The 15,901-nt window shown below is 63.6% G+C and carries 13 protein-coding genes; 1 reads left to right on the forward strand and 12 read right to left on the reverse strand.

The features are described from left to right. Positions 1-6: 6 nt before the first annotated feature. The 7 genes from pheT to E3O06_RS09395 form a co-directional block, all read right to left on the reverse strand. Complete coding sequence (gene pheT / locus E3O06_RS09365) at positions 7-2,634, reverse strand: phenylalanine--tRNA ligase subunit beta (protein ID WP_134503066.1); 2,628 nt, start codon at positions 2,632-2,634, stop codon at positions 7-9. Then, positions 2,634-3,659 (reverse strand): phenylalanine--tRNA ligase subunit alpha, encoded by a 1,026-nt coding sequence (gene pheS, locus E3O06_RS09370; protein WP_134503344.1) that lies wholly within the window; start codon positions 3,657-3,659, stop codon positions 2,634-2,636. The genes pheT and pheS overlap by 1 nt, the downstream gene beginning before the upstream one ends. A gap of 101 nt (positions 3,660-3,760) precedes the next feature. Beyond that, positions 3,761-4,684 (reverse strand): amino acid ABC transporter permease, encoded by a 924-nt coding sequence (locus tag E3O06_RS09375; RefSeq protein ID WP_134503068.1) that lies wholly within the window; start codon positions 4,682-4,684, stop codon positions 3,761-3,763. Further along, the gene (locus E3O06_RS09380) at positions 4,681-5,328 is read right to left on the reverse strand and encodes an amino acid ABC transporter permease (RefSeq protein ID WP_092111701.1); all 648 of its coding nucleotides are present in this window, start codon (positions 5,326-5,328) and stop codon (positions 4,681-4,683) included. Before E3O06_RS09380 ends, E3O06_RS09375 begins: the two co-directional genes overlap by 4 nt. 125 nt (positions 5,329-5,453) lie before the next feature. Further along, on the reverse strand, positions 5,454-6,320 hold the full coding sequence (locus tag E3O06_RS09385) for a glutamate ABC transporter substrate-binding protein (protein ID WP_134503070.1): 867 nt from the start codon (positions 6,318-6,320) through the stop codon (positions 5,454-5,456). A 37-nt stretch (positions 6,321-6,357) separates the two neighbouring features. Further along, positions 6,358-7,146, reverse strand: coding sequence for an amino acid ABC transporter ATP-binding protein (locus tag E3O06_RS09390; RefSeq protein ID WP_134503072.1), 789 nt, complete (start codon positions 7,144-7,146; stop codon positions 6,358-6,360). 131 nt (positions 7,147-7,277) lie between these two features. Further along, complete coding sequence (locus E3O06_RS09395; protein ID WP_338144839.1) at positions 7,278-8,750, reverse strand: MFS transporter; 1,473 nt, start codon at positions 8,748-8,750, stop codon at positions 7,278-7,280. A gap of 142 nt (positions 8,751-8,892) precedes the next feature. On the opposite strand from E3O06_RS09395, the gene E3O06_RS09400 reads away from it, so the two are divergent. After that, positions 8,893-9,738, forward strand: a complete 846-nt coding sequence (locus tag E3O06_RS09400; RefSeq protein WP_134503074.1) for a helix-turn-helix transcriptional regulator — start codon at positions 8,893-8,895, stop codon at positions 9,736-9,738. Positions 9,739-9,799: 61 nt separating this feature from the next. On the opposite strand, the gene E3O06_RS09405 is transcribed toward E3O06_RS09400, so the two are convergent. The 5 genes from E3O06_RS09405 to E3O06_RS09425 all read right to left on the reverse strand — a co-directional run bounded on the left by E3O06_RS09405 (position 9,800) and on the right by E3O06_RS09425 (position 15,892). Then, complete coding sequence (locus tag E3O06_RS09405) at positions 9,800-10,972, reverse strand: acyltransferase family protein (protein ID WP_134503076.1); 1,173 nt, start codon at positions 10,970-10,972, stop codon at positions 9,800-9,802. Continuing rightward, positions 10,969-12,708: an FAD-binding oxidoreductase gene (locus E3O06_RS09410; RefSeq protein WP_134503078.1), complete on the reverse strand. Its 1,740-nt coding sequence runs from the start codon at positions 12,706-12,708 to the stop codon at positions 10,969-10,971. The genes E3O06_RS09405 and E3O06_RS09410 overlap by 4 nt, the downstream gene beginning before the upstream one ends. Next, positions 12,705-13,979, reverse strand: coding sequence for a VCBS repeat-containing protein (locus E3O06_RS09415; RefSeq protein WP_198415805.1), 1,275 nt, complete (start codon positions 13,977-13,979; stop codon positions 12,705-12,707). Before E3O06_RS09415 ends, E3O06_RS09410 begins: the two co-directional genes overlap by 4 nt. Then, entirely contained in the window at positions 13,976-15,142 is a 1,167-nt protein-coding gene (wecB, locus tag E3O06_RS09420; protein WP_134503080.1) for a non-hydrolyzing UDP-N-acetylglucosamine 2-epimerase, read from the reverse strand. The genes E3O06_RS09415 and wecB overlap by 4 nt, the downstream gene beginning before the upstream one ends. Positions 15,143-15,208: 66 nt before the next feature. After that, positions 15,209-15,892: a hypothetical protein gene (locus E3O06_RS09425; protein WP_134503082.1), complete on the reverse strand. Its 684-nt coding sequence runs from the start codon at positions 15,890-15,892 to the stop codon at positions 15,209-15,211. Positions 15,893-15,901 lie beyond the last annotated feature (9 nt).

Consider the following 15,901-nt stretch of genomic DNA (forward strand, 5'->3'; position numbering starts at 1 on the left):
CCAGCGCTACTCGCGGAGGGTCGCTCCGAAGCGCTCGGCGGCGACCGCGACGCCGGCCAGGCGGGCGGCGCTGGCCTCGGCGGCGGTCAGCGTGCGCTCCTCGCCGCGAAAACGCAGCGCGAAGGTGAGTGACTTTTGGCCGGGTTCGACACCGGCACCACGATAGTCATCGACGAGCTCGATGTGCTCGAGCAGGTCGCCGGCTCCCTCTGCCACGGCCGTGCGCAGGGCTGCAGCCGGTACCGAGGCCGAGACGACGAGCGAGAGGTCCTGGGTGGCGGCGGGCATCGTGCGGATCGGCGTGACCGTAAGGTCACCGCCCGCCTGCGCGAAAACCAGCCCGAGGTTGATCTCGGCGACGGCGACAACGGCGGGCAGATCGTAGTCGTCGGCGACGGCGGGAAGCAGCTCGCCGGCGAATCCGACCGAGACCGTCGAGGCCGCAGCGGTCGCGGCCGGAACCGTGACGAACAGCTCCGCGGTGCGGCCCGGGTGCATCGCCGGGTGCCGACCCTGGCGCACCTCAATGCGCACGCCGGTGGCCAGCGCCACCTGCTGCACGGCGGCCAGCGCCGACTGCCAGCCGGCGGCAACCGCGGGCAGGCCTGGCTGGTGTCGCACGTCGTTGCCAACGAGAACGACGCCGACCAGGAGCGGCTGCGGTACGATTCCCGCGATCAACGAAGCCTCGGCCTCGGCGCTCGGGCGCTCTCCCCCGGCAGGCAGCACGGCCGTACCGTAGGTCACGCCGGCCTCGGGGCGAAAGACGAGTCCCTGCTCATAGATGGCGACGTCGACCAGTCCGCGTGACCGGTTCCGGTGCGCGATCTGCAACAGGCCGGGCAGCATCGAGGTGCGCAGGAACGGCGCCTCGCCGTCGAGCGGGTTCGCGACCTTCATCTGCGGAATCGACACCGGGACAGCGGATGCCGCGCCCCCGTCGGCCGCGATCGCGCCGGAATCCGCTTCGGCGGCGGAAACGGCACCGAGCGCTGCAACGCCCGCACCGAACAGGTTGTTGGCCTGCTCCGAAACGAACGGGTAGGTCAGCACCTCGGTGTGGCCGGTGGCCGCGAGGGTCTGCGCGACGGTGCGGCGCAGCGTCTGCGTGCGGGTCAGGCCGCGGCCGGGCGGGGCGATGGGCAGCACCGACGGGATGCGGTCATACCCGACGATGCGGGCGACCTCCTCGGCCAGGGTCCACTTGTCGGTGAGGTCGGGGCGCCAGCTCGGCGGGGTGACTTGCAGGTCACCATCCGCTTCGACCAGCGAAACACCGACGTCGACCAGAGCATCGCGCACCTCGTCGCCGGTGTAGGCCAGGCCGATGAGGCCCGACACGAACCCGGTTGGCAGCCGAATCGGTTCAGACGCGGGCGCCTCGTTGTAGACCGAGCCGAGGTCGTCGGCGGTTCCGCCGGCGAGGTCGACGAGCAGCTGCACGACGCGGGCGGCGGCAACGGCAGCAACCTGCGGGTCGACACCGCGCTCGAATCGCTTGCTCGCCTCGCTCGGCAGCTTGTGGCGGCGGGCAGAGCGTGCAATCGATACCGGGTCGAAGTTGGCGGCTTCGACGAGCACGTTGACGGTCTGCGCGCTGATCTCGGTGTTCGCCCCGCCCATCACGCCGGCCAGGCCGATCGGCCCGGATTCGTCGGTGATCAGCAGATCTTCGACACTGAGCGTACGGGTGACCGCGTCGAGCGTGGTAAATTTCTCGCCCGCGGTCGCGCGTCGCACGATGATGCCGCCGGTCAGCTTGTCGAGGTCGTAGCCGTGCAACGGCTGGCCGAGCTCGAACATCACGTAGTTGGTCACGTCGACGACGAGGGAGATCGAGCGGATGCCGACCAGCCCGAGACGGGCGATCATCCAGGCCGGGGTCGGTCGTGTCGGGTCGACTCCGCGCACGACGCGGGTCACGAACACGGTCGCGCCGTTTCGGTCGCGAATGGGTGCCTGGTCGTCGATCGTCACCGGGAACCGGGTGACCGGAGCCACGACCGTCAGGGCGAGCGCAGGGTCGCGGAACGCAACACCGGTCGCATGCGAGTATTCGCGGGCGACGCCGCGAATGGAGAAGGCGTAGCCCCGGTCGGGGGTGACGTTGATCTCGACGGCGCTGTCATCCAGGCCGAGCAGGGCGATCGCATCCGTTCCGACCGGGGCATCGATGCCGAGGTTCTTCAGCAGCAGAATGCCGTCGTGCTCGTCGCCGAGACCGAGCTCACGGGCCGAGGCGATCATGCCGTCGGACGTGTGGCCGTAGGTCTTGCGGGCGGCGATCGGAAATGGTCCGGGCAGCGAGGCGCCGGGCAGGGTCACGACGACCTTGTCCCCGACGGCGAAGTTGTGCGCGCCGCAGATGATGCCGTGCACGGCCGGGCCGCCGTCAGCGGCGAGCTCGCCATCCGGCGCCACGCGCACCTGGCACCAGTTGATGGTCTTGCCGTTGGTCTGCTCTTCGCCAACGAATTCGAGCACCTCACCAACCACGATCGGGCCGGAGACCTCGAATCGGTGGATCTCTTCCTCTTCGAGGCCGACGCTCACGAGTGCAGCGTGTACATCCTCCGGCGTGGTGCCGGGCGCGAGGTCGACGAATTCGCCGAGCCAGGACAGTGGCACCCGCATTAGACCGTCATCCCATACTGCTGGCTGAACCGGATATCGCCCTCGACCATGTCGTGCATGTCCTTTACGTCATTTCTAAACATCACTGCTCGTTCCACACCGACACCGAACGCGAACCCGGAGTAGACCTCGGGGTCGATTCCGGCCGAGCGCAGCACATTCGCGTGCACCATTCCGCAGCCACCCCACTCGATCCAGCGTGCGCCGTCCTTGAAGGTCGGGTGCCAGACGTCGAGCTCAGCACTCGGCTCGGTGAATGGAAAATAGTTGGGGCGCAGTCGAACCTTGGCTTCGGGGCCGAACAGAGCCTTGACGAAGTGGTCGAGCGTGCCGCGCAGGTGCGCCATGGTGAGGCCCTTGTCGATGGCAATGCCCTCGATCTGGTGGAACACCGGGGTGTGGGTCGCGTCGAGTTCGTCGGTGCGAAAAACTCGTCCAGGCGCGACGACGTACACCGGCAACTCGCGCGACAGCAACGCGCGCAGCTGAACGGGCGAGGTCTGTGTGCGCAGAACGAGGTGGGCATCCGTCGGTTCGACGAAGAAGGTGTCCTGCATGGCGCGGGCGGGGTGATCTTCGTCGAAGTTGAGTCCGTCGAAGTTGAACCATTCGCTCTCGAGCTCCGGCCCTTCGGCGACTTCCCAGCCCATCGCGACGAATACGTCGGCGGCACGCTCGCTGAGCAGCGAGATCGGATGCCGCGCCCCGGCCTTCCAAGCGGATGCCGCAGCGGTCACGTCGACCGTTTCGGCGAGCAGGCGGGCGGCCGCTTCGGCCGTGCCGATTTCGTCTTCGCGAGCGGTCAGCGCTTTGGTGACGCCGCCGCGGGCCTGGCCGACCAGCTTGCCGGCTGCGGCCTTCTGGTTGCCGGGAACGCTGCGCATGAGCGCGTTGAGCTTCGACAACGGCGACGACTCCCCCGCGTGCTCGCTGCGCACCAGCTTGAGCGCGGCGGTCGTCGCGGCGGCGGCGATGGCGGCCAGTGCGGCGTCGACCGCGGCGTTGACGGCGGCTTCCGAGATCAACGGCTCGGGCTGAGCGGATGCGGCGGCGTCAGCCGGATCGGATGGTGTGGTGGGCTCTGGGGGAACGCTGGGAACAGACACAAGGCCCAAGTTTAGCGGGCTCAGTACTGGCCCTTACTCTGAGCCCCCAAGGCGTTCGCATAGACGAGGTTTGGGTCTCCGGGTTTGGCAGGCCCCTTGGTGGTGTCCGTTGCAGTGACCCCACCGCTCTGCGAACCGGTGCGACGCGCAATGATGCGGGCCAGCCAGGACAGGGACAGGTTCATGGCGAGATAGATCACCAGCACGACGAAGAAGAAGGAGAACTGGTAGCGATTGCCGAAGAACTGGGAGAGGTTGTAGTTGCCGCTGCGCAGAAGCTCGTTATAACCGACCACGAAGGCCAGCGAGGTGTCCTTGAGCAGCACGACCAGCTGGGCGATGATGATGGGCAGCATCTGGCGGAATGCCTGCGGAAATTCGATCCGGAAGCGAGTGGCGACCGGGGTGAGGCCGATGGCCAGACCAGCTTCGCGCTGCCCGCTCGGGAGTGCTTTGATTCCGGCGCGGAGCGCCTCGCCGATGATCGCGCCGTTGTAGACCGCGAGGGCGCTGACACCGGCCCAAAACGATCCGGTGGAGAACACCAGCAGAATGAACAGCATCATGAGCAGCACGGGCATGCCACGGAAGAATTCGAGCACGACCGTCGTCGGGATGCGCACCCAAGCGCTGTCGGCTGCGCGGCCGAACGAAAAGAGAACTCCGACGATGAGGGCCAACACCGCGGCGACGGCTGCCATCCGCAGGGTGTTGAGGGCACCGATGCCGAGGGTGCGCCAGACCTGAACATCATTGAAGACGTCCCACCGGGAGGCGTCCCACAGACCGGGCTGCACGGCACCATTAGCGCTCGCCTTGGGCAGGCCGAGTACCACGACGAGGGCGACGAGTCCGCCAGCGATGAGCACAATACCGAGGAGCGAAATCACCCGGGACCGCGCACGGGCCCTGGGGCCGGGAACGTCGTACAGTACGGAAGTCATCGGAGTACCGCCACCTTCTTTTCGATCCGGCCGGCGACCAGGCCGAGCGGAATGGTGATGATGAGGTAGAACACGGCGACGGCGAGCAAAATGGCGATGACCGCGTCACCGCGATCATTGGTGATCTGACGGGCGGCGCCAAAGAGCTCGAACACGAAAAAGGCTCCGGCGACCGAAGTGTTCTTGGCGAGGGCGATGAACACGTTGATCAGCGGGGGAATAACCATGCGAACGGCCTGCGGCATCACGATGAAGGACAAGGTCTGCCCAAACGTCAGGCCGATGCTGCGGGCAGCTTCAGCTTGGCCGACATGCACACCGTTGACACCCGAACGCAGCGCCTCGGCGACGAAGGGCGAGGTGTAGACCGTCAGCCCGATCGCGGCCAACTGAAAGTAGCCGGGGGAGAATTGTAGGTACGGCAGCAGATAGGCGCAGAAGAACAGTACGAGTGTGAGCGGTGTGTTCCGCACGATTTCGGTGTAAACGGTCGCGAAGGCACGAAACGACCCCACCGGTGAGATCCGCATCGCCGCGACGACGATGCCGAGGATGAAAGCGCCGATTCCGGCGAGGGCGAGGAGGCCCAGGGTATTCCGGAAGCCTTCCAGGAACGTTGGCAGGTTGTCGATGACTGCGTCCACAACTCACCTCCTCTTCTGATGTCCATGGTGGAGCCTAGGGTTTGGCTGGAATACTCACGGATGGCCCGTCCGACTACGAACGGGCCATCCGTGCTGACTACTGGTACTGCAGGGGCGGTGTTGGCCTAGTAGCGGTCAACGGTCGGCGGCTCGGGAGTGTCGAGAACCGTTCCGGCGGTGGACTCCCAGGCGTCAACCCAGGTACCGTCTTCGAAAGCTTCCTCGAGCACATCGTTGATGAAGGCGCGGAATTCGGTGTCATCAAGCGCAACGCCGATACCGTAAGGCTCTTCCGTGAACGGGTTGTTGACAACCTCGAACTCGCCCTCGTTCTGGTCGGCGAGGCCGGCCAGAATCACGTTGTCCGTGGTGACGGCGACAACTTCACCGCTGCGCAGCGGGCCCAGGCAGTTGGAGTACGTGTCCGTGGCGATAATGTTGCTGGTGAATTCGGCGATGTTCTTCTCCGACGTAGAGCCGCTCACCGTGCAGACGGGCTGGTCGGTGAGGTCTTCGGGGCCGGTGATGTCGGTGTTGCCGGCGAGAACGAGCAGGTCCTGACCAGCGGAGTAGTACGGCCCGGCGAAGGACACGACCTCTTTGCGGGTGTCGTTGATCGTGTAGGTGGCGACGACGAGGTCAACCTGGCCATTCTGGATGAATGGTTCGCGGTTGGCCGAGACGGTCTCGGTCCACTTGATCTTGTCGGGGGCAATGCCGAGTTTGGCTGCGATCAGCTTGCCGATCTCGACATCGAATCCCACCGGGTCACCATCGGCGCCACGAAGACCGAAGAGCGGCTGGTCGAACTTCGTGCCGATCGTGATCTCGCCGGCTTCGGCGAGGGCTGCCATGGTGGTGCCCGCCTCGAATTCGGGGGCTTCCTCGACGGGCACTGCCTCATTCGATGCACCCGAATCGGTGCAGCCACTGAGCACGAGCGCGCCCGCGAGGGCCAGCGCCGAAATTACAAGGCCTTTTTTGAGTCTCATTTGTCTACTCCTGGATGCTGTGTCGTGGAAAGGACGGTTAGTGTTCGAGAATTTTGGAGAGGAAATCCTGGGCGCGGAGGCTCTGCGGGTTCGTGAAGAACTCTTCGGGGGAAGTCTCCTCGACGATTTCGCCCTCGGCCATGAAGATGACGCGGTCAGCAGCCTTGCGGGCGAAGCCCATCTCGTGGGTGACGACGATCATGGTCATGCCCTCATTGGCGAGGTCGACCATGACCTCGAGAACCTCGTTGATCATTTCAGGGTCGAGCGCACTGGTGGGCTCGTCAAGCAAAATCAACTTCGGCTCCATCGCGAGGGCACGAGCGATAGCGACACGCTGTTGCTGACCACCGGAGAGCTGGGCCGGCATCTTCTTTGCCTGGTTGGCCACGCCAACGCGTTCCAGCAAGGCCATGGCCTTTTTCTCAGCCTCGGCCTTCGATAGTCCCCGCACCTTCATCGGGCCGAGGGTCACGTTCTCCAGCACGGTCTTGTGTGCGAACAGGTTAAACGCCTGAAAAACCATGCCGACATCTGCGCGCAGGTGGGCCAGCGCCTTTCCCTCGGCCGGCAGCTTCACACCATCGATGGTGATCACACCGTCGTCGATGGTCTCGAGGCGGTTGATGGCCCGGCACAGGGTCGATTTTCCCGACCCGCTCGGCCCGATGACTACGACCACCTCACCGCGGTTGACCACGGCATTGATGTTCTTGAGAACGTGAAGTTCCCCGTAGTGCTTGTTGATGTTCTTGACGACGACTAGCGGTTCCCCCCGACGAACGGTGATGTTCGACGTAGCCGGGGACGAATCAGTTGGCTCCATACTCCCCAACTTAGGTCAGAACAAAGGTCGAGGTATGCCAAATGCCCGGACAGTAACGCATTTGTAACAGTCCGGGCAGTGGGCGTTCGTGCTATGTGGCAGGTCGATATCCGCTCATCGAGAGTGGGGTCTCAGCCCTTCGGTCGGTTCGGCAGGCGCAGAAAGAGCGCGACAGCAAGGGCCGTGACGAGGCACAGCGCCGTGTTGACGACGATTGCGCCGAGCACGCCGTCGAGCACCGTCGCCGGCGTCTCGGCACCGAGCTGGTGAACCCGGGCGGCGACGATCGCGCTCATGATCGGGATGCCCATTGTGATGCCGACCTGCTGGCTCATGGTGGCCAGTCCGGTGGCCAGGCCCTGCTCGCGATCGGCGAGGCCCGAGGTGGCGGTGACCATGAACCCGACGATCACGACGAGGTTGGCGACACCGCCGACGAAGGTGGCGATGAGCAGCAGCACGATGGAGCTGCTCGTCGTTCCGAGGAACAGCAGCGAACCCGTGGCCGCTGCCTGCACGACAAATCCTCCGACGATGGACCGCTTCGTGCCCCACCGGCCGATCAGACGCGGGCCGATGATTCCGCCGAGAACCGTGCCGACTCCCAGCACTGCAAAGGAAAGACCGGCCAGCAGGGGCGAATAGCCGAGCGTTTTCTGCAGGTACAACGTGAGTAGAAACACCAGCGACGTCTCGGTGACGAAGGCGAGCATGCCGGCAATGTTGCCCCAGGCGATGGTGCTGCGGCGAAGAACGGCAAACGGTACCAGCGGATGCTCCGCCTTGCGTTCCACCGCCCAGAAGAGCGCCAGAAGCAGCACGCCCGCTCCGAGCGACCCCACGGTGACCGGGTCCGTCCACGATGTCTGCGCCGCTGAGGACAGTCCGTAGACAATGGCCAGGAGCCCCGCCGTCACGGTGATCGCCCCGGGCAGGTCCATTTTCGATCGGTTAGCCGGTCGCGATTCGGCCACAACCATCGGCGCCAGCACAACGACGGCGAGCGCGATGGGAACGTTGATGAAGAACGCCCACCGCCAAGAGAGCAGGTCGGTCAGCACGCCGCCAAGAATCGCGCCAGTGGTGAAGCCTGCGGCCATCAGTGCGCCGTTGAGCCCGAGAGCCTTCTCCCTCAGCTTTCCCTCGGGAAAGGTTGTGGTCAGGAGCGACAGCGCCGCGGGAACCACGGCTGCCGTTGCCAACCCCTGCAGAACGCGGGCGATCAGCAGCAGGGCAGGCGACGTGGCCAGTCCCCCTATGAGCGAGCCGACGCCGAGCACGGCCATGCCCAGAACGAAGAGACGCCGACGTCCGACGACATCACCGATGCGGCCGAACAGCAGCGTGAACCCGGCCGCGCAGAGTGCGAATGATGTGGCCACCCACTGCAGGGTGTCCAGGCCGAAGCCGATCTCATCGCCGATCGCCGGCAATGCCACGTTGAGAATAGAGAAGTCGACAGCGAGGGTGAAACTCGCCGTCAGGAGCAGCACGAGGATCAGCCTCTGCTTGCCGGTCATGCTCGTGGATGACGCCGCCGCGCCCGCCACAGTAGGTGGCGGTGTTGCGTTCGTCGTCTCGCGGACGCCGTTCGTTTGTGTCATGGGGTGCACCTTCCGGTTGCCAGTAGCGGTTGTCTTCTTCCTGCCTCCAGCCTGTGCACTCCGGCCGGGAACAACCACACCGCGTCGTGCGTATCCCTGGCAAGGGTAGGTAATCCTCGCTCGGGTAGGACAGACTGAAAATATGACTGGCCCCACAGAACTTGGTGAATTTCTCCGGATCCGACGTTCCGGGTTGCAGCCGGAGGACGTCGGGCTTCAGAATTACGGCGTCCGGCGCGTTCCCGGGCTGCGCCGGGAGGAACTGGCGATGCTGGCGGGAGTGAGCATTACCTACTACACGCGCCTCGAGCAGGGCCTGAGCAGCAATGCCTCGGAATCGGTGCTTGAAGCCATCACCAGGGCGCTCCAGCTGAATGAGGCCGAGCGCTCGCATCTGATGGATCTCGCCAAGCCGACGAGAACAAAACGTCGCAGTGGCTCGAAACCAGACAAGGCCAGGGCCGGAACCCTTCGCCTGATCGAATCCATGTCGAGCATGCCGGCCGTTGTGTTGGGCCGCCGCAGTGAGGTTCTGGCGTGGAATTCGCTCGGCCATAAACTCGTCGGGTCGCACCTGGACTTCGAGAGTCCGCACTGCCCCGCCGACCGGCCCAACATGACGCGGATGCTGTTTCTCGATGCCCACACGCGCGAGTTATATGCGAGCTGGTGCGAGGAAGCGACACGAGCGGTTTCGTCACTGCGCCTGTTGGCTGGACGTTTCGACGACGACCTGGACTTGATTTCGCTGGTCGGCGAGCTGACCGTGAAAAGTGCGGAATTTGCGAAACTGTGGGCGAAGCATCCGGTTGAGAATTGCATGTCGGGTCTGAAGTACTTCCAGCATCCTTCCGTCGGTTCGATGGAATTGGACTTCGAGGTGCTCATATCACCGGATGAATCGGGCCACCGAATATTGATGTACACCGCTGAGCCGGATTCTCCGAGTGCGGCGGCGTTGCAGCTTTTGCAGGCCACGGCGGCCTGACTCTCGGCCGCAGAGGGTGGTTTCCGTACACGTCGGAAACCACCCTCAGGCCGGTGCAGACCTACTCGGTCAGAACCGGTACGGGCGCCGCGACCGGCACCCGACGAGGTCTGGCCCAGCGGTCCATCGCCGGCTTTTCGACCAGGGCATACAGCCCCCATCCTCCAAGCAGGGTCGCGCCGAAGAAACCAACCACCACGAGCAGCGCAATCGGCGTGGAATAGGTCTCGTTCCCGAGCAGAATTCGCCCGAAGAAGATCACGACGCCCTGGCACAGATAGAAGCCGAACGAGGTATTGCCCAGCCACTGCATGACTCGGCTGGCCAGGAAGGCGTTCCCGCCCCTCAAGTCGGCGGCAGCGCTGGTACAGACCAGGGCTCCGATGGGAATGATCATGGCCAGCGTGAACGAGTACACAAAGGGCACAACTTGGGCGACGCCGTAGCCCACGAGGCAGAGCAGGAGAGCCTGGTACATCTTGAGGGGAATCCACCGCCCCGACATCACGATCAGGGCCAGGATCGAGCCGAAAATGAACTCGAACAGACGCGGGGGCGGAAAGATATAGCCGAACCAGAACTGGGTGACCGAAATGGGTGTCAGGGCCGAAACCGGCGTCGCGGGAATGAGGTAGAGCGTGACGAGCTGCACTCCGGCCATGCACAGCACCATGACTCCCGCCCACGCCCAGAGGCGCCTGGGCGGAATTCGCCGCAGGAGGTTGATGATGAGCGGGAACAGCAGATAAAAGAGCAGCTCACTGCACAGGGTCCAGGACGGCGGGTTGACTGCCACATAGACCGATCCATCGGGCGAGTACGAGTTCAAGAGGAAGAGACTCGATATCGCCCCTAGCGGTGTCGTCAAGGCCGCGGCGAACAACACCATAGCCAGTACCCACATCACAATGTGGTTGGGAAAGATCTTGAGGAGTCGACGACGCCAGAAGCGCAGGAACGGTTCCCCCGGTCTCGACGCCCACGCGAGCAGGAAGCCGCTCAGCACGAAGAAGAACGAAACTCCCGCGTAGCCCGCCTTGCTGAAGATGGACTCGAGGGTGTCCCCGAGCTCCTGGTCCTCGAACGGGTTGATGGCGTTGTTCGGTGGGATGGGCGAGTTCGACAGGGTGATGTGGAAGCAGAACACCAGGAGCGCTGCAAAAAAGCGCAGCCCGGTGAGCGACGGGAGCTTGCTCCGGACTGCGTGGGGCGCCGGCTGTAGGTTCGTGCTCATCGTCGGGCCGCCGCTCGGTCTTCAGCGGATGTTGCTGGCAGTTCGATGCCGAGCCGATGGCCGAAGAAGCCGGTCGGATCCCACTCCAGTTTGGCTTGCTGGAGGCGGGGATAGTTGTCCTTGAAGTACAGCTGTTGCCAACCAACGCCGGAGCGATTGTGCTCCGCCATGGCAACGTCCGTGTCGGGATAGTTGATGTAGCAGCCGTCCGTGTCATCACCGGGAACAGGGACTCCACCGGTGGCGGCGAACATGCCCTCGTAGGTGTCTCGCTCCCACCCGAGATAGTAAGCGTCTTCGGCCTGGTCGGACCAAAACGTCTGCAGGCAGAGCTTGAACGATGAGTTGCGCTGCGCGTTTGCCGTGGCGTGTTGTTCGACGGCATTCACCTGCCCGCCGAAGGAGAATAACACCATCATGGTGTTGGGGTTGGTGAAGCCGGGCTTCGTCATCTGCTGGTAGAGCACGCGGAGCTGCGCATTCGAAAACCGCTTGTTCATGTACGCCGACTTGTGCGCCCCCCGGCTGGTGGGATTCGTGATGGTGGGGTTGTCTGTTCCCACGAGTCGGGTGGCCTGCAACCAGGGAATCTCCTTGGGCGTGAAAAAGTCCGGAACGGCCGGAATCTCCCCGTTCGCCGTCGTGACCGGTTGTGGAGTGATTGCGACGCCAGCGAGGATGGCCGCCAGGTATTCCTCAAGTACAGCGCGCGCCTGGGGCGCGCCCGAGTCGATCTGGGTGAACATTCCCAGGCTCCCATGTGCCTTGTGGCTCACGTTGAACAGGCTGCTCAAATTCGCCTCTGGTGTTCCCGGCGAGCGATGCCTCTCGTGCCAGTCACCGAAATTCGTGAGCAAACGGCTGAATTTCTGCTCGTCCAGCTGGTCCCAGGGCAGGCTGATGGCGCTGACGAGAACCTTCGACGGTGCCGGGATGAGCTGCTTCTGGGGAGAAGCACCCCTGGCTCCCGGTGAACGAAACCAATATTTCGTGATGAGTCCGAAATTGCCGCCACCCCCGCCGGTATGGGCCCACCACAGGTCGCGTTTGTCCCCGACATCGTCTCGGGTCGCAACAACGGTTTTTACCGTGCGATCGGCGGCGACGGTCACCACCTCCACGGCAAACAGGTGATCCACGGTGAGTCCGTGGGCGCGGGACAACAGTCCATACCCACCGCCGGAGATGTGCCCACCAATTCCGACGCTGTAACAGATGCCCCCGGGGATGGTGACTCCCCAGTTCTTGTACAAGGTTTCGTAGACGTTCATGATGCGGGCGCCCGGCTCAACGGCGAAAGCCCTCATGCCTTTGTCGTAGTACACGGCGGTCATCGGCGAGAGGTCAAGGATGACCTGAATCTCCGGGTTGCAGACGAAGTCGGCAAAGCAATGCCCGCCGCTGCGGATCGACACCTTCTTCTTCTGGGCGACGGCATCTCGGAGTGCTGATTCCGCATCCGTCGTTGTGGTGACGAGTCTGACGTAGTCAGGGTTCGCCACAAATCGCTGGTTGTTTCCGGTCATCAGATCGGCGTACCGCCCGTCCCCCTTAAGCACAGTGGACCCGTCGGGGGTATTGGGGCCGGACGATGACGGAATCGAGCCGGTCAGCGTATCGGACGTGGCCGCGGACAGCGAGCCAGGTGACAGCGCCAGGGCTGCTCCGGCAAGGGTGCCGGTTGTACCGGTGAGGAACAACCGACGGTTGAGCGGGGAAGCTATTGAGCGCTTCATAGGAACTCTCCTGCCGCGGGTCCTTGAACGGTCAAATTTTGGTGCAGGGTGATCTGCGCCTTCGGTGCGACAAAATAGTGCGCGACCGAGTATGAGATGGTGGCGAAGTCGTCCACGCCACTTCCGCTGAAGTCGCCCGCCACGATTCGAGCGACCGATTCGCGCGATACCCGCCACTTCAGGAACAAGCCCCGCGCTGCGTCGACCGCCTTGTAATACATCGCGCCCTGCCACGGATCAGGTCCGCGCAGCCCGACCAGAAATTCGTCGTCACCGTCCCCATCGAAGTCGCGACACATGACCGTGTGGCCCGTTCCCTCCCCGTTCTCATTCGGGTCACCGTAGATATCGAGCACGTGCCGCCTCCACTCGCCCGGGACCCCGTTTTCGGTCGCCGTGCGGGCATACACCGCCACGGTATTTCCGTGGAATGGCTCGACAGCGGCGACGTACGCCAGAGCATTCGTTCCGAGACGTCCCCCGTCGACATCCCCGCTGCCCTTGAATGTGGTCTGCTCGAACTGTGATTCCTCGCCGTCACCGACGTGCTCCCAGGTCCACTCCCTCCCAACCGCGTCGTAGTAGAGCCAAGTCACACCCTCATCGGATGCCATCAGGATGGAATCAAGGTCGGACCCGGGAATCAGGCCTTCCTTTCGGGCAACGCCATGGATCATTCGAAAGTCCCGGTTGGAGACGACCTCCATCGGCCACTCCGCAGCAGACCTGACATCCGCTGGTTGGGTGAAGAGCACGATGGGGAGCACGGCATGCACGCCCTCCACGGCCACGATCGGAAAGCCGATTATCTGCATCACATCGTTGCGCGTGAAGTGACCCAGGCGCAGGCGGTGCATCCCCGTGGCGCGACCAACATAGTGGCGCACCCATTGCTCACTCGTTTCGGCTGCGTTTCCCGGGTTTTCCAACCAATCGATCTTGCCGCCCTCCGGGTCGGCGTGGTGGATCGTTCCGCCGGGGCCGTAGAGCTGGTAGCACACGGCAAGATCGGCCAGTCCGTTACCGGTAATGTCGCCGTGGTCCATCCCCACGGGTTCCTTTACCTTGTCCACGACAAGGCGCTTCTGCCACCCAGGGTTCTGGTACCAATAGATCTCACCGAGCGAGAGGCCGTAGCCGACCAGGTCCGGTCGACCGGTTCCCGTGATATCAGCGGCCTCAAGCCAGTACCCGTCCCGAAGAAAGTCGGTGACCGTCTCGGAACCGAAACGCGGTTCGAGGATACGAGACGCGTACGCGGACATCGTCATGCTGCGACTCTCACCGGCTCGGCCCCGGGAACAAAGGGCATGACAGCCGGTCCCCGGCCGAAGAAGTGCGCCACCGCGGCGACGGTGCGTTGGGTGGCGCATCCGTCCCCGTACGGGTTGATGGCCTCGGCCATCTCACGATACGCATCTTCGTCGTCGAGAAGGTGCCGCACCTGTGCCACGATGTGCGGGCGGGACCGGCTGACGAGTCGGGAACTGCCCGTCAGGATCGATTCTTGTCGCTCGGTGATGTCGCGCAGCACGAGCGTCGGCTTGCCGAGGGCCGGGCCTTCTTCTTCAGCCCCCGAACTGTCCGACAAGATGATGTCGCTGCGAACGAGCAATCGGCAGAAACTCAGATACGGGAGCGGATCCACGATCGTGACGTTGTCGAGGCCGGAGAGGATGGGAAGCATGATCGAGCGCACGAGGGGGTTCAAGTGCAGGGGCACGACGATCCGCACCCCAGGATCCTGGGCGATATCGAACAGTGCGCCCGCGATTTCCCGCATCGGCTGACCCAATGATTCCCGTCGGTGTGAGGTGGCGACGATCACGCGACGCGGATCGTCGTCCAGGTCCTCGAGCGCGGCGTCTCCATAGGAACCGAGGTTCTGCAGCCCCCATTCCAGGGCATCCACGATGGTATTTCCGGTCACGACGATCCGATTCTCTGGGATTCCCTCGCGAATGAGGTTGGCGCTGTTCCCCATCGTCGGTGCGAGGTGCAGGGCGGCGATTTGACCCACGAGCTTTCGGTTCACCTCTTCCGGATACGGAGATAGGTTGTTACCGCTCCTGAGACCGGCTTCGACGTGGATGATCGGAATCTGTTGGTGCAATGCGGCCAGCGCCCCAGCCAGAGTGGATGCGGTATCGCCGTGAACCATGACCGCGTCCATGCCGGCCAGGTGATCGCCGTCGCTGATGCCTTCGAGGATGCGGTGGGTGACCTGGCTGAGGGTCTGCTTGTCGCGCATAACCCGGAGGTCGAGATCGGGGGTGATACCAAATTCGGCCAGCGTCGAATCCAACATCTCCCGATGCTGCCCGGTTGAAATAAGTACCGGCGTGAATCGGGGGTCTTCCTGCAACGCTTTAATGATGGGTGCGAATTTCACGGCTTCGGGCCGGGTTCCAAAAATCAATCCGATGGTCTTCATGGTGCTCCTCAAGAGGTCGAGCCAGGTTTCGCAAGGGCGCCCCGCACTATGGCGAGGACTCCGAATTCAGATCCGGTGGTATTCGACGGCAAGCCACACGCAGTCGGTGTCGGCGTGGTATTGGTGCCAGGGGTAGTGGAAGGTTCCGCCGACTCCGATGCAGAACGGAATCGGGTTGGTATTCCCTGGGCTGAGCAACTGATCTTCGTAGAGTGTGTCGTGGCTGTCGGACATGAACTTCTGCATTCGCCCGCGCCCGAGCACCTGGGTGTGCACTTCGATGAAGTCGTGCTGGTTGTGGATGCCGCAGTCGGTGCCGGCCGGGCTGAACCAGAGGTTCGCCCGCACTTCAAAGAGGGCCCGTTCATTGGCGTCGTCAGCTGTTCCGAGGATCTCGGCGCAATTCAATTTCACCGTGCCAAGCCGGTCCTGCGGGGATTTCAGAAGAACCGGGGAATCCGATCGGGAATCGAAGAAGTTCGTCCACCCACGGTGCACGAGTTGAGCTTCCTGGAGGGCTGGGGACTCAATGGTCAAGACGATGAGTTTCTCACCAGTGACCGTCGCCTGCCGAAGAATCGTGGATGAAAGGGCGGGCAGGATGCTCCGTTGGGAGCCGGAGGTGAACGCGCGGGTAGGTGCCACGTTCATGACGATGCCTGCACCGACGATCGGCACGTCTGCCGGATCATCGAGCACGCGGGCTGAAATAAGATCACTGGTGAAGTTAAGGAGTCTCGCTCTTTCCATTTCTTAGGT

Origin of the sequence: Cryobacterium glaciale, assembly GCF_004402535.1 — a bacterium.
Classification (GTDB): domain Bacteria; phylum Actinomycetota; class Actinomycetes; order Actinomycetales; family Microbacteriaceae; genus Cryobacterium; species Cryobacterium glaciale.

Excerpts from the sequence above, each read along its gene's own strand:
- pheT (WP_134503066.1), bottom strand. The coding sequence starts at position 2,634 with ATGCGGGTGCCACTGTCCTGGCTCGGCGAATTCGTCGACCTCGCGCCC.
- E3O06_RS09375 (WP_134503068.1), bottom strand. The coding sequence starts at position 4,684 with ATGACTTCCGTACTGTACGACGTTCCCGGCCCCAGGGCCCGTGCGCGG.
- E3O06_RS09385 (WP_134503070.1), bottom strand. The coding sequence starts at position 6,320 with ATGAGACTCAAAAAAGGCCTTGTAATTTCGGCGCTGGCCCTCGCGGGC.
- E3O06_RS09390 (WP_134503072.1), bottom strand. The coding sequence starts at position 7,146 with ATGGAGCCAACTGATTCGTCCCCGGCTACGTCGAACATCACCGTTCGT.
- E3O06_RS09395 (WP_338144839.1), bottom strand. The coding sequence starts at position 8,750 with ATGACACAAACGAACGGCGTCCGCGAGACGACGAACGCAACACCGCCA.
- E3O06_RS09400 (WP_134503074.1), top strand. The coding sequence starts at position 8,893 with ATGACTGGCCCCACAGAACTTGGTGAATTTCTCCGGATCCGACGTTCC.
- E3O06_RS09405 (WP_134503076.1), bottom strand. The coding sequence starts at position 10,972 with ATGAGCACGAACCTACAGCCGGCGCCCCACGCAGTCCGGAGCAAGCTC.
- E3O06_RS09410 (WP_134503078.1), bottom strand. The coding sequence starts at position 12,708 with ATGAAGCGCTCAATAGCTTCCCCGCTCAACCGTCGGTTGTTCCTCACC.
- E3O06_RS09415 (WP_198415805.1), bottom strand. The coding sequence starts at position 13,979 with ATGACGATGTCCGCGTACGCGTCTCGTATCCTCGAACCGCGTTTCGGT.
- wecB (WP_134503080.1), bottom strand. The coding sequence starts at position 15,142 with ATGAAGACCATCGGATTGATTTTTGGAACCCGGCCCGAAGCCGTGAAA.
- E3O06_RS09425 (WP_134503082.1), bottom strand. The coding sequence starts at position 15,892 with ATGGAAAGAGCGAGACTCCTTAACTTCACCAGTGATCTTATTTCAGCC.